Genomic DNA, 13,859 nt, shown 5'->3' on the forward strand with positions numbered 1-13,859 from the left:
TCCACGGTCATGCCCCGGGGACCTACGGGTCTCCCGGGGCATGACGATGGTGCGGTTACTGCTTGGGTTTGCTCTGGCTGGCCGCGCCGACCTGGTTGGCGTAGATGACCGGCTGGGCGGCGTGCTGCTGGTTGAACATGCCGAGGTTGCCCTGACCATCCCCGTCCCAGTAGAAGACCCCCAGCCCCTTGCCCTCCGGCAGCGAGGCCACGATCGAGTTCAGGTCCCGTTGGTAGGAGGCCTGCCCGGCCGGAGTCACCAGGTACCCCGGCAGGGTGTCCGGGTAGTTCGCGTTGGCCGCGTTGTAGGTGCCGTACCCGCCCTGCGGGTTCTGCGGGAACTGGTCTTCGGCGATCATCACGTACTTGTGGAACCGGTTGACCAGCGCGGTGAGGTTGGCCTGCATGGCCGACATCGGCCCGTGATACCAGGGATAGTACGACTCGCCGATGACATCGAACGGCACGCCCGCCGCGACCATGTGGTTGAACCAGTCGACGGTGGTGGCGTTGTCCGCGCCCCGGTCCACATGCAACTGGATGAGCAGCTGGTGCCCGGCCGGGTTGCCCGCCTTGGCGCCCTGGACCGCCGACCTGAGCAGCGTGGTGAGCGACGTCCAGTCGGCCTTGCCGGTCCGCGGGTCGAAGAGCAGCTTCCCCGAGGCCTGCACGTCCTGGACGGCCACGGTTGCGTTGTGGTCGAACTCCAGCGGTTCGGCCAGGGTGATTCCGGTGCCGTCCGGTCCCGCCGTGCCGACCGAGACCACCCGGTCGGTCTCGGTGAGCTGGTTGGGTACCAGGTTGGCGCCGGCGTCGATGAACAGCGTGTCGCCGGGCCGGATTCCGCTCGTGCTGGCCACCTTGATGGTGGTGGTACCGGCCGGGACGACGGTGCCTGATGCTCCGGCGATGGAGGTGGCCGCCCAGATCGTCCCCTGGGTGATCTCATTGCCGATCGCAGCCTGGTCGACCGGTGTCCCGTTGGCCGCGAACGCGGCGATGACCGACTGCGTGTAGTCGTGAATCGAGGTGGCGAGCTGGTCGAGCGTCTGGCCCGCCCAGGCCGACGGTACGTTCTGGTGTTGCGGGTCGGCCCAGGTGTCGGAGTAGTGGAAGTCGAGCAGCAGGCCCATGCCGGCCGCCTTGATCTGCTTGGCCATGGCCAGGTCGTTGGCGAGGCTCGGGCAGGACGCCGTTGAGCAGTCCGGCCTACCCGGGTCGATCCACAGGCGCAGCCGCACGTAGTTGAGCCCGCCATCCTTGAAGATGCTCAGGATCGGCTCGCTGGTGCCGTTGAGGGTGTAGGTCGCGGTGTCGGAGATGAGGGTGGACAGGTCGGCGCCGAGTTCGAGGTTCGCCGCCGGGTGCGCGTCGGTGGAGAACACCCGCAACTCCTGCACGCAGACGTTGCGCTCCCGCGGCTCCTGGTAGGTCAGCGTCACATACCGCGCCTTGACGGTGGCCGCGGTGTTGGCCGCCGAGCCGGCGAACAGATACAGCGCGCCGGGGTTGACGGGGTTGTCCGCGCCGGCCGCCTGATGGGGGAACGGCGTCCGGCCGGGCTTTTCCAGCCCGGTCGAGATCTGGTACGTGGCGCCGTCGCCCGACTGCTCGCCGGAGAAGGTCACGCCGGTACCGGTGATGTCGACCGGCCGGCCCAGGTCGATGGTGACCGTGTGCGTGCCTAAGGTGCCGGGGCACCAGGCGCTGGTGCCGTCGCCGTCGGCCACGTTACCGACCGGCGTACCCGGCGCCGCGCCGTCCTGCGTGCTGGCCTTGGCACCGATGGCGGCGTCGAGCCCGGCGGGCAGCGGCGGCAACGTCCCCGGCTGGGGCGCGGCGTCCGGCTGCCCGGCGCCGCCCGCCGCGTCGTTGGTGGCCGCGAGCTCGGTGGCCGCCGGATCGGTGGCCGGCTGGGCGGCGCCGGTGGTACCGGTCACGGACGGGCTCAGCGCGAGCGAACGGCCGTGGTAGAGGGTGGCCGAGGAGCCGACCCGGAACGCGTCGGCGGCCGGCTGCGCGGCACCGGCGGCGGTGAACCAGCCCAGGCTGCCGGCGGTGTCCGGAGTGGAGTAGAAGACTCCGCGCCCCTCGTGACCCGGCAGGCTGGCCAGCAGCGACACCAGGTCGCGCTGGTAGCTGGCCTGACCGGCCGGCGAGATCGCGTACCCGGGCAGGGTGTCCGGGTACGGCACGGTCGTCGAGTAGCTACCGAATCCGGAGATGTTCGCGTACGGGAACTCGCTCTCGGCGACCACCAGCGGCTTGTGGTACCGCGCCGCGAGGTCGCGCAGGTTCGCCGCCAGCGCGGTGAAGGAACCGTTGCGCCACGGCAGATAGGCCTCGCCGATGACGTCGAACGGCACGTGCGCGTTCGACAGGTGGTTCAGGAAGTCCACGGACGCGGTGTTGTCCGCACCGCTGTCGAGGACGACCTGGATCAGTGGGGCCTTGCCCCGGGGCGCACCGTCGCGTGCGCCCTGGGCGCCGGCCGCCAGCAGCGTGGTCAGCCCCGACCAGTCGGCGTGCCCGGTGGACCCGAAGCGCAGCTGCCCGCTGGGCCAGAGCATGCCCTGGCTGATGTCGTTGCCCAGGGACACCTCGGCGACCGGGGTGCCGTTGGCCGCGAACGCGGCGATCACCGACCGGGTGTAGTCGCGCACGCTACGGGCCAGCGTGGACAGGCTCTGGCCCGACCAGGCGGCCGGGATCGGCTGGGCGGCCGACGAGGTGGGCGTGTCGGAGTAGTCGAGCTCGAGTGACACCTTCATGCCGGCGGCCTTCAGGCGCTTCGCCACAGCCAGCCCGTTGGTCAGATCGGCACAGGTGGCACCGCAGTCCGTGGGGTTGACCAGCAGCCGGACGCGGCCGTAGTTCATTCCTCCGCTGGTGAGAATGGACAGCATGGATTCGGTCGTGCCGCCCGAGGACCAGGGCTGGGCGTCGTCGGCGACCAGGCCGGTGAGGTCGCCGCCGAGCTGGAGCGTGGGGTCGGAGGTGGCGGTGTCGGAGAACACCCGGAACTCCTGGACGCAGATGTTCTGCTCCCGGGGCACCTGGTAGTGCAGCGTCACGTACCGCGCCTTGACGGTCGTGTCCGCATCGGCGGCGGAGCCGGCGAACAGGTACAGCGGGCCCTGCACGATGCCGTTGCGGTCACCGGGCGCCTGGTGCGGAAGCGGGGTCTGATCCGGCCGATTCACGCCCGTGGTCACGCTGTAGAACGAACCGTCGTTGCCCTCCTCCCCGGAGAAGGTGACCCCGGTGCCGGTCACCTGCGTGACGCGCCCCAGGTCGACGGTGAGGGTGTGCGGTCCGACGGTACTCGGGCACCAGCGGCTCGTGCCGTCGCCGTCGATCGCCGCGGCCAGGCTACTGCCCGGCGCGGAGCCGGTGTCGGCGCTGACGTGCCGGCCGATGGCCACGTTCAGGCCGTCGGGTAGCGGAGCGAGGGTTGCGGCTTGGGCCGGCCCCGCGACCGCCGGCAATCCGGCGGTCGCGGCCATCACGGTGCCCAGCACGAGGGCGGTCGCGATGGTTGGCCCGACCATCGCGGCGCGCGCCAGGCGGCGCCGCGCGGCTGATGTCGGTGACAATTCAACTCCCAGGTTCGATGGGTGGGCAAGCGGAGTGAACATTCACAGACTCGGCGCTGAGAACCTCCTCACGTGGTTCATTGCCCTGTGACGGCTGCCGCTGTCGCGGCGGGTGCCGGGCGGTGGTCAAGCGGCAGTTGGTGGGTCCGGCGCGCCGCGCACCGCCGCCACCTCGGCGACCAGCAGCTCGCCGACCTCCGACGACAACCGGTTGCGCGCGGGGCCCGGAAGCCCAGAATCGGTAATCAACACGTTCGCCTCCCTCAGTGGCGCGATCGTCGAGATCCCGACCAGCTCCCATTTCGTGTGATCGGCACACACCACCAGGCTGCGAGCCGCCGCCACCAGGGCCCGGTCGGTCTCCGCCTCTAAGAGATTGGGCGTGGTGAACCCGGCCTGAAGGCTGAACCCGTGCGTACCCAGGAAGAGCACGTCCACGTTCAACGCCCGGATGGCACTGACCGCGAACGGCCCCACCAGGGCGTCGGACGGGGTACGGATGCCGCCGGTCAGCACCAGATTCTGATCCGGCCGCTGCGCCTTGTAGAACACCTCCGCGACCGGGATCGAGTTGGTGACTACCGTCAGATCGCGCACGTCCTGCAGCAGCTGTGCCAGCACGCGGGTTGTCGTCCCCGCCGACAGTGCGATCGCCGTGCCCGGCTGGACCAGGGCCGCGGCCTGCGCCGCGATCGCCTGCTTTTCCAGCCGCTGGCGCACCGACTTCACCGCGAATCCCGGCTCATCCGTGGCGTGCCGATTCAGCGCGGTCGCCCCGCCGTGCACCTTGGCTACCAGACCCTTGTCGGCGAGCGCCTCCAGGTCGCGGCGGATCGTTATATCCGACACGCCGAACTCGCGGACCAGATCCCCGACCCGGACTCCGCCCAGCCGCTGCACCATTTCATGAATAGCCTGTTGCCGCTGCTGCGCGAGCATCACTCCCCCTCGCCACCGGAAGTCGCCGCACCGCGTACGGCGGCTCCGCCATCGCACATCGCCTGCGCGTTCGCGCCTACACCACGGCACCGCGCCCGATGCCGGGCGCCACCGACGCGCGCGGCACCGGTGCGCCACCCACGTCACTCGGCACGAACGTAGAACCTTGCCGTCTGTCCGGGACGCAGCGTGCTCCCGCAGCCGGATGCCGTGACGCAGCGACTGGCCATCACGCCCGACCGGCCGGCCCACCCCTGCGATTGGGCGGGCGGCGGGATCGGTGGGACGCCCGGGGCGCTGGTGGCCTCGCACGTGCCAGGCACGTCGAGGACCGGCATGACACCCGATCGCCGGGATGCCAGCCAGTCCTCGACGTGCGCCAGGGCGCCGTCCGTCATGAACGCGTGTCCTCTGCTTGGAACCGGTACCGTGGTCAGCCCTTGGTCGAGCCGAGCGCGAGGCCCGCGATGAACTGCCTCTGGAGTACGAGGTAGACCACCAGCGTCGGGATCGCCGCGATCAGGGCCGCCGCGGCGATCATGTTCTGGTTGCTGACGAACTGACCCTCCAGGTTGGCCAGGGCCGACGTGATCGGTCGCTTGTCACCCTGCTGAATGAGGACGATGGCCCAGAAGAAATCGTTGTAGATCCAGGTGGTCAGCAGGGTCGCCAACGCCGCGATCGCCGGGCGGCACAGCGGCAGGGTCAGCCGCCAGTACCGGGTCCACAGCGAGGCACCGTCCACCAGGGCCGCCTCGTACATTTCCTGCGGCAGGGTTCTCATGTAGTTGCTGAGAACGAAGACGCAGAAGCCGAGCTGGAAGCAGACGTTGATGACGACGAGACCGAGATAGGAGTTGTACAGCAGGCCGCTGCCGCTGAGCCAGGTGGGCAACGGGATCAGCAGGTAAAGCCGGTACAGCGGGGTGATGATGACCTGCTGGGGCAGCAGGTTGCCGGCGGTGAACATGATGAGCAGCGCGACGCTGAACCTGAAGTTCAACCGCGACAGCACGAATGCCACGGCCGAGGCCAGGCCCAGCGTCACGATCACCGCCGGCACCGTGACCCAGACCGAGTTGAGAAAGAACTGCTGCATCTGTGACTGGGTCCAGGCGTCACTGAAGTTGCTGAACGTCAGCCCGTGCGGCAACGAGAAGTACCCGTGCTTGGACGTGTCGGATACCGGGCGCAGGGACACGTACAGCGCGAACACGATCGGGATGATCCACAGCACGGTCGCGACAATCATGAACACCTGCGCGGCCACCCGGCCGGGGCGGACACCGGAGCGTCGCGCGGAACGCTCCCCCGGTCCGCTCCGGCCGGTACCGGCGACCGTCGTGGGGCTGGCGGCCACCGTCATCGCTGTGCCTCCCGAATCTTGTCCGTCTTCTCCGCCCACCGCCGATGCCTGCCGCGCACCGTCGTCGGTCCCGCGTGATCCATGCCCGCCCCCGTCATACTGGTTCCTCTCGGCGGAAGTTCTGGTAGAGGAATATCGAGATGGGGACAAGCGAGATCACCAGCAGTACGACGCCGAGAGCGGAGCCGTACCCGATCCGGGTTTCCTCACCCACGATGTTCTGGGTCACCAGGATCGACAACATCTCCAGGCCGGGTAGCACCGGGCCGTGGCTGTTGATGTAGACCAGATCGTAGGCACGCAAGGACTCAATCACCGTGACCACGAGGATCACGATGTTGATCGGCTTCAACACCGGGAAGACCACCCGGGTGAAGGTCTGCCAGGCGTTCGCGCCGTCGATCAGCGCCGCCTCCCGCAGTGCCGGGTCGACCGCCTTGAGCCCGGCGAGGTAGAGCACCATCACGTAACCGGCCTGGCGCCAGGTCGCCTCGACGAGCACCGCCCAGAGATTCAGCTTCGGGTTGCCGAGCCAGTTGATCAGGTTGCTGTCGTGGTTGTGACCGATCACAGTGTTGATCAGGCCGTAGTTCGGCGAATAGATCAGTTCCCAGATGATGCCGATCAAAGCCAACGAGAGCATGACCGGCAGGAACAGCACGCTCTGGTAGATCCGGCTGCCCTTGATGTTCCGGTCGATGATCACCGCGAACAACATGCCCAGCGGGGTCGCGAAGCAGACGAACACGAGCAGCCAGATCGCGTTGTGCTCAACGGCGGGCCAGAACTGCGGATCGATGCTCGCGGCGATCCGGTAGTTCTCCACCCCGTACCCCTGGATCTGGCCAAGACCGCCGATGCCGTTCCACTTCGTGAACGACAGGGCGACCGAGGCCAGCGCCGGGAACCAGATGAACACGACGTCTGCCAGTACAGGAATGCCCAGCAGCAACGCCGCGACCAGCTTGTCACGTCGCGACAGTTGACGCAGCCTGCGCCGGGGACGGGATCGGGTAGCGGTGACCATCAGCTCGTGAAGATCGTCTTCGCCTGAGCCTCGATCTGGCCCTGCAGCGTCTTGATGTTCCCGGCGCTGGGATTGGTGATGAACTTCTGGATCGCGGGAATCATCACGTTGTCGGCGAAGCCCGGGTCGGTGTCGCGGTCCATGAACTGGGACACCGACTTGCACGCGGCGATCGCCTGGACCGACTTCTGCTGGATGGCGTTGTAGGTCGGCACGCTGGCGTTGTTGGCCAAGGCAACGTCCCACTGGTCGGTCTTGAGATAGGTGGCCTCGGCCGGCGCCGTCCCGATGTACTCGAGGACCTTCTTGGCGGCAGCGGCGTTCTTGGCGTTCTTGGAGATGCAGAAACCGTCGGTCGGGGCGTCCATGTAGTCCTGGCCGTAGGTCGGGTTGATCTCCGGGAACGGGAAGAAGTCGAGGTCAGAGAGATCCTTGCCATCGGTCACGTACTGCGCCGCGACCTGGTTGGTGCCCTGGAACATCATGCCGGCCTGCTTGTTCTCCAGCGTCTTGGCCGCGTCCTGCCAGATGCGGCCGGTCGAGCCGGTCTGGCAGTAGGGCAGCAACTCGGCCCACTGGTTGAAGACATCGGTCACCTTGGAGTCCGTCCACGGCACCTTGTGCTTCATCAGATTGATGTGGTAGTCGTACCCGTTCACGCGCAGGTTGATGATGTCGAACGTGCCCAGCGCCGGCCATCCGTCCTTGTCGGCGTACGCCATCGGGATCAGCCCGTCCGTCTTCATCTTCTTCACCAGAGCCATGAAGTCGTCCCAGGTCTTTGGGATCGTGTAGCCCTTCTCGGTGAACGTGCTCTTGTTGTAGAACACGACCCACGGGTAGTTGTAGATCGGCACGAAGTAGTAGTGGCCGTCGAGTCCCTTCGACAGCCCCTGCGAGGCCGCGTTGAAGTTCGAGCCGATCTTGTCCCAGACGTCGTCGATGTTGGCGATCAGCCCCTGCTGGGCGAAGAACTGCATGCGGTAGCCGGCGAACCAGGTGAACAAGTCATCGGGCGTGCCCTGCAGGTACGAGTTGATGTTGTTCTGGAACGTGTTGTGGTCGGTCGTGTTGACTTTGATGTTGACGCCCGCGCTGGTCGTCGCGGCCTGCGTCAGGGCGGCGAAGGCCTGCTTGGGGGCCGGGTCGGAGTAGTTCGATCCGAAGGTGACCGAGTTGCCGCCGGACGAGCCCTTGTCGCTGCCGCCGGAGTCGCCGCAGGCCGCGAGGATGCCCGGAAGCGCCGCTGCGCCGAGCGTCGATGCGAAGCCCTTGAGCACCGAACGGCGGGAAGCCGGGAAGCCGGACGCCCCGGGCCGAGCTGGGAGATCAGGAGCCGCCATGATGTGCCCTCCAACAGTGTAGTCCATCAATATTCAGCATCATGCAACAGACTCGAACACTTCCGGAAGTTAACTGCCGTTGCACAAGAACTGTCAAGGCTCCGTCGGATTCCGGTTTCATCACGCGGGTCTTCGAGACAGCGCCGCAATCGGCGGCATGCCCAGCGGCCAGCACGCCACGGCCAGACCTGGCCTCGAGGACAGGCTCATCCGTCGGCGATTCGCTCTGCTCGATTCGACATCTGTCGGAGGTCTCGACCAAGGATGCGGCCAGCGGCTGCGCGAAACGCCTGCACCGAAACCGATTCGGGGCGATCGTCCGTCAGCGGCCTCGACCTGGGCGCGGGCTGCCGGGCGTCGGTGAACGCCCGGCAGCCCGTCCGGTCAGGCGCCCGCCGGCGCCACGGTGATGCGGTCGATGTCGGGGCCGAATGCGGCCGGGTTGGCGAACTCGATGGTGTTGCTTCCGGCGACGAGCGGCAGGGTCACCGTCTCCGTCCCCAGGGTGTTGAAGTCCGCGGTGGTGGTGTCCGTGAGCGTCTGCGGCGTGCCGCCGTCGGCGCTGACCATGACCTGTCGGGGCGGCGTCGAGCCGTCCAGGTAGGCGATGGTGACCTGGTAGTCGCCGGCTGCCGGCACGGTCACGTTGTTGAACGTCACCGTGCCGCCATTGCCGATGAAGCCGACCTTCTGGCCGCCGGAGCAGGCGGTGCAGTTGGACACCTTGGCGCCGCCACCCAGGGTGTTGGCCGAAGACTCGGCCTCGTACGAGATCGGGCCGGGGCCCTGCGCGGTGGCATCGACGGTGAAGCTGTTGAAGACCGCCTGGGCCGGTGCACCGGTGGCGTGCGAGGTGACGAACATGCCCGCGTCCTGGGTCGCCGCCTGTGCCGGTACGTCGGCGGTACCGACGAGGGACCACGAGGCGCCGTCGGTGGAGTAGTAGCCGGTGTACACGGAGCCGTTGCGGATCAGCTTGAGCCAGACCGGTACCCGGTCGGGGATGGTGCCGTTCGGCGGGGTCACCGCGTTGATGTGGGTACCACCGTTGTTGTCCCACTCCAGCTGGATGCCCCCGGACGGGGACTCGAACAGGATCACGCCCTCGGGGCCGGTGCCGGAGGCGGTCATGTCGTTGCGCACGATGATGCCGGCCTTGCCGTAGCCCGTCAGGTTCTGCTGGGACACCACCTCGGTCTGGAGGGTGGCCGTGTTGCCGACTGCTCCCGACAGGTACGTGGTGCTGTAGCCGTCGGTACCGCTGAACAGATCAGCTCCGGCTCCGGAGATGCCGAACTGCTGGCCGCCCTGGGCGAACGAGGCCGGGGCGTCGGTCGCGGACGAGTACGTCCGGTACGGCGCCGAAACCGGTGAGCCCGTGGTGACGTTCGCGCTCACGCTCACCTTCTGCGGCACCAGCAGGTACCACTGGTAATTCGCCGTACCGGTCAGCGCGTCGACCTGGAACAGCGTCGCTGGCGCCGGCGCCACCACCCGGAACGTCGCCTGTACCGACTTGCCGACGGCTACCGAACCGAACGAGGTGGCCGAGGTCGGGGTGACCGTCCAGCCCGACGGCGCGGTCAGCCCGAGCCTGGCCAGTTGTACCGGCTGGACGCCGTTGTTGGTGAACGTCTCGGTCGCGGTCACCGGTTGCCCGGCGATGGCGCTGGACAGGCCGCCGATGGCCAGCGTGGTGCTCGGCGGGGTGAGGAACGTCAGCTTGCTCGGCGTGATGCGCAACAGCGCCACACCGTGCGACGGCACGTCGGCGGCGATGGTCGCGCCGCTCTCCGTAATCTTGTGTGACCACAGGTCGTTGACCAGGTATCCGCCGCTGGCCGACAGTCCGATCGCGGACGCGGTGGTGGAAACCACCGCAGGCGCCGTACCGGTGTTGAACAGCCCGACGATGACCTGGCCGTTCGGCTCCTTCTTGGCGAAGACCTGCTGGGTCGCGCTGTTGGCGATCCGGGACGCGTCGATGGCGTCCTGGTCGACCTTGAGCACCTCGGTGTTCTTCAACAGGGACAGGTCGGTCGGGTCGAGGTTGGTCAGGTCGGTACCCAGGATCAGCGGCGAGGCGGCCAGTGACCACAGACTCATCTGCGTCTTCCGCTCGTCCAGGGTCAGGCCATCGCCGCTGCCGTTGCCGATTTCCAGCGAGTCGTAGTCGTTGAAGCCGTCCGGGCCGCCGTACGGCTGCCAGCTGGCGACCTGGTTGAACCGGGAGCTGATGCTGCTCCAGGAGGTCAACGGGAAGCTGCTGCCGCCGGACTCGCAGCTGTAGCACTCGATGTCGCCACCGGTGCGCCAGCCGTCGGAGAGCTGCTGCCAGGTCGAGGCGCTGCCGATCGCGAGGTTGTTGGACAGCTCCAGGTGAATCGGCCGGCCGGTCTGCTTCAGCGCGGTCGACCACGCCTGGATGTCAGGGATGTCGTTGACCCCGACACCATCGATCTTGATGTAGTCCACACCCCACGAGGCGAACTCGTCGGCCCACGAGTTGATGAACTCCTGCGCGCCCGGCTTGGTGTAGTCGATGCCGACCATGCCCTTGCAGTTGTAGTTGTTCTCGTTCGCCGTGGTCGCGATGTCATCGGCGTGGTAGCTGGTGCCCTCGATCGCCGTGTTCTGCGCGACCGCCTGCTTGGAAATGCCCGGGGTCACATACAACCCGAACTTCAGGCCATCGGAGTGCACGTAGTCGGCGGTCACCTTGATGCCGTCGGTCGCCCCGCTGGGTGCAAACTTGGTGGGGTCGGTGACCCAACGGCCGTAGCTGTCGACGTTCGGTCCCTGGCTGCCCGGACACTGGTACCAGAAGTCGTCGACGTTGACGTACTGGAACCCCGCCTTCGCCAGCCCGCTGCTCTTCATGGCGTCGGCCTGGGCCTCGATGTTCGTGGCGCTCGGGTCGTGCCGGATGAAGCTCCAGCTGCTCCAGCCCAGCGGCGGGGTAACACCGTGCTGGGCGGCAACGGTTGCGGCGCCACCGCTTGCCACGGCGCTGTCGTGCGCGCTCGCCGCCGGTGCCCCCGCGACGAGGGCGAGCGCGGCGATCGGAGCGGCCAGCACCACCGCCGCCAAGCCCCGCACCGCGGTTCTCGTGCGTTCCCTCTTCGTGCGTCTCTCCCCGGCCATCGTCATGCCCCTTTCGTCCGTCGGGCCGCCTCGCGCGACTGGGCGCCGCGAGAGCAATCGAGAGGCTGGGACCAATCGCGCGGCGGCACCGATTGTTTGGAGAAGGATCTGTTGGCGCAATGTGTGAGCCGAGGCCCTCAGGAGCCCGACGCGTTTCGGGCACCTCTCCCCTCCCCCGGCGGGATCAGGACTTCGCGAGCATGACCGCCTGCCCTCCGCTGGGGGCCAGCAGCATGGACAGGGTGGTGGAGGAGGTGACCGACGTCGTGGAGACGACCACGGGCGTCCCATTCGGCGCGGCGGCCGCCGCTCCGTCCGCGTACGTGGTCGCCTGCCATGACCCGGCGCCGAGGAACTTCAGCGGCACCTGAAGCACCCGGGCCTGTTCATTGGTCATCGCACCCAGGTACCAGGTGGCGCCCCGGCGCCGGGCGATGACGATGTACTGGCCGATCTCACCGGCCAGGGCCCGCGACTCATCCCAGACCGTGGGGACGGCGTCGAACCAGGGCAGCTCCGGCCAGTCGCCGGTGGCGTACTTACTCGGCGCGTCGTACCAGTAGAGCCACTCCAACGGGCTGTAGTAGACGGCGGCCATGGCCAGCTGGTGGGCGTTGGTGGTGAGATCCCTCGACTGGGCCAGGCAGATCGTGTAGTCGATAGGCCCGGCGAGGTTGCGGGTGTATGGCAGAAGGACGTTGTGCGTCGCGGTCGGGAAGTGCTCGTTGCCCCGCACGCCCTCCAGGTTGATCCAGTTCGGGTACGTCCGCTCCTGCCCGAACGGGCGGAGGTCGTCGTGCTGGTTGACCAGCAGGTGGTGCCGCGCGGCGGCCTCGGCGAACCCGATGACCTGATCGGTCTGTGCCTGGGTGCCGTCCAGGATGAACCCCAGCTTCAGGCCGGCCACGCCCCAGTCTTCATACAGCGTGAACAGGCTCTCCGCATCGCCCAACGCGATCCGGTTGACGTAGAGGATGACCCCGACACCCTTGTCCTTGCCGTGCGCGATGACCTGTGCCAGATCGAGGGCGGCGATCGGCATGGTCGGGTCGGAGGAACTGCTGCCCTCGGGCCCGTACCAGCCGGCATCGAACTCCACATAGGACAGATCATGCTCGGCGGCGAAGTCGACGCAGTCGAGCCCACCCTGAGTGGTCAGGGTCGTGACGCGCATCGCCCTGCCCGGCTTGATCCAGCTCGGGTCGCCGATCGCGGCCGGCTCGGCGAGCGTGGCTACCAGGTCGGCATGGTCGACCAGTTCGGTAGGGCTCGCGCCGAGCACCAGAACCCGCCAGGGGGTCGAGAACGGCGCGCCTACGGCGAAACTGGTGACCGCGGGGCCGCTACCGGCCCTTCCGGCGAACTGCATCAGGTGAACCGCCAGCGTCTCGCCGGAGCCACTGGTCAGCATCATTCGCGGGTAGTGGTCCCGCGCGGCCTCGCACAGGCAGGCCAGAACTCCGCCCGGCAGCACCGCCGTGACCGGGTTGTCGAACAACGGCCCCGAGTCGGTGGTCGACGAGCCCGACTGCGGTATCGCCGAGGGCGGTGCGAGCACATACGCGTCCTCGTCGCGTGAGCCGTAGATCGCCGTTCCGGCCGGTAGTGCGAAGGCCGTCAGCTCCGCGGCCAGTTCGACGGTCGAGGGTGCCGAGTCAATCTCGTAACGCAGCGCCACCCCCGCGTCATAGGCACGCGCAACGATCGAGAACGTGACCCGGCTGGGCAGGTCGGTCAGCGGCAGGCGCGCCTCCTCGTACTCGTCGCTGACCGTCGCGTTGCGCCCGTACACCGGGGTCCAGGTGCCGTGGTGCCGTCGGTGGGTGGCCCGACCGGCTCGGGCACCCGGCCCCAGATCGTGGCCGTCGGCCAACCGCAGTCCCGCGACGGATGACGCCACCACCTGGTGACCGTCATACGCGACCGCCCATTCGAGAGCATGGGCGCCGACCCAGACGCCGATCTGCGCACGCCGGTCCGGGCTGACCGCGACCGCCGCCGAGGCCGGGAACAGCGGGTGCGCCGATCGTCCGTCCGGACCGGGGCCATCGGCGTGCGCGGCGGTGGCCGGTGCGGCCGACAGGGCCAGGCCTCCCGCGCCGGCAGCGAACAGTCCACCTAGGACGGTCCGTCGGGGCACCCGCCCGCGGTTGTCTGCTCCCGACCCCGCCGGTACCTGCTGGTTCATCTCGGCCTCCGCTCGGGAAGGCGACACGTTTGAACAGGCCAATGTTCAAATATGTAGCCTCCTGTTGGTCTCCGCGCGAACATACTCCGACCAATGCCGGCGAGACAAGAGGTCGCCCGGCCGCACCCCCTGAGTGACGCCCCATGGGCTGGTCCTGCTGGCCAGCCATCGGATCCACGCCAACGGTGGGACCGACGTCCCGCGCTTGTCCATCGGGCAGCGGCGCGAAGACCCGCGATGGCGGGCCTGCGGCGCGG

Annotated in this window: 8 protein-coding genes; all 8 read right to left on the minus strand. The window is 68.0% G+C overall.

The genetic code is table 11. The features are described from left to right. Positions 1–55 precede the first annotated feature (55 nt). Positions 56–3,595, minus strand: a complete 3,540-nt coding sequence (locus tag ABEA87_RS04640; RefSeq protein ID WP_345626346.1) for a glycosyl hydrolase 53 family protein — start codon at positions 3,593–3,595, stop codon at positions 56–58. Between the two features lie 126 nt (positions 3,596–3,721). Then, the gene (locus ABEA87_RS04645) at positions 3,722–4,534 is read right to left on the minus strand and encodes a DeoR/GlpR family DNA-binding transcription regulator (protein WP_345626348.1); all 813 of its coding nucleotides are present in this window, start codon (positions 4,532–4,534) and stop codon (positions 3,722–3,724) included. 143 nt (positions 4,535–4,677) lie between these two features. Next, positions 4,678–4,932, minus strand: coding sequence for a hypothetical protein (locus ABEA87_RS04650; protein ID WP_345626350.1), 255 nt, complete (start codon positions 4,930–4,932; stop codon positions 4,678–4,680). Positions 4,933–4,967: 35 nt separating this feature from the next. After that, positions 4,968–5,900 carry a carbohydrate ABC transporter permease gene (locus ABEA87_RS04655; RefSeq protein WP_345626352.1) on the minus strand — a complete coding sequence of 311 codons (933 nt, stop codon included), beginning with the start codon at positions 5,898–5,900 and terminating at the stop codon, positions 4,968–4,970. Between the two features lie 94 nt (positions 5,901–5,994). Beyond that, a complete protein-coding gene (locus ABEA87_RS04660) occupies positions 5,995–6,927 on the minus strand; it encodes a carbohydrate ABC transporter permease (RefSeq protein WP_345626354.1) in 933 nt (310 codons plus the stop codon). After that, positions 6,927–8,270, minus strand: coding sequence for an ABC transporter substrate-binding protein (locus ABEA87_RS04665; protein ID WP_345626356.1), 1,344 nt, complete (start codon positions 8,268–8,270; stop codon positions 6,927–6,929). Before ABEA87_RS04665 ends, ABEA87_RS04660 begins: the two co-directional genes overlap by 1 nt. Before the next feature lie 384 nt (positions 8,271–8,654). Then, complete coding sequence (locus tag ABEA87_RS04670) at positions 8,655–11,369, minus strand: NEW3 domain-containing protein (protein WP_345626358.1); 2,715 nt, start codon at positions 11,367–11,369, stop codon at positions 8,655–8,657. A gap of 229 nt (positions 11,370–11,598) precedes the next feature. After that, positions 11,599–13,602: a glycoside hydrolase family 97 protein gene (locus tag ABEA87_RS04675; RefSeq protein ID WP_345626360.1), complete on the minus strand. Its 2,004-nt coding sequence runs from the start codon at positions 13,600–13,602 to the stop codon at positions 11,599–11,601. Positions 13,603–13,859: the final 257 nt, after the last annotated feature.

This window comes from Rugosimonospora acidiphila (assembly GCF_039543385.1).
Classification (GTDB): Bacteria; Actinomycetota; Actinomycetes; order Mycobacteriales; family Micromonosporaceae; genus Rugosimonospora; species Rugosimonospora acidiphila.

Excerpts from the sequence above, each read along its gene's own strand:
- ABEA87_RS04645 (WP_345626348.1), bottom strand. The coding sequence starts at position 4,534 with ATGCTCGCGCAGCAGCGGCAACAGGCTATTCATGAAATGGTGCAGCGG.
- ABEA87_RS04650 (WP_345626350.1), bottom strand. The coding sequence starts at position 4,932 with ATGACGGACGGCGCCCTGGCGCACGTCGAGGACTGGCTGGCATCCCGG.
- ABEA87_RS04655 (WP_345626352.1), bottom strand. The coding sequence starts at position 5,900 with ATGACGGTGGCCGCCAGCCCCACGACGGTCGCCGGTACCGGCCGGAGC.
- ABEA87_RS04660 (WP_345626354.1), bottom strand. The coding sequence starts at position 6,927 with ATGGTCACCGCTACCCGATCCCGTCCCCGGCGCAGGCTGCGTCAACTG.
- ABEA87_RS04665 (WP_345626356.1), bottom strand. The coding sequence starts at position 8,270 with ATGGCGGCTCCTGATCTCCCAGCTCGGCCCGGGGCGTCCGGCTTCCCG.
- ABEA87_RS04675 (WP_345626360.1), bottom strand. The coding sequence starts at position 13,602 with ATGAACCAGCAGGTACCGGCGGGGTCGGGAGCAGACAACCGCGGGCGG.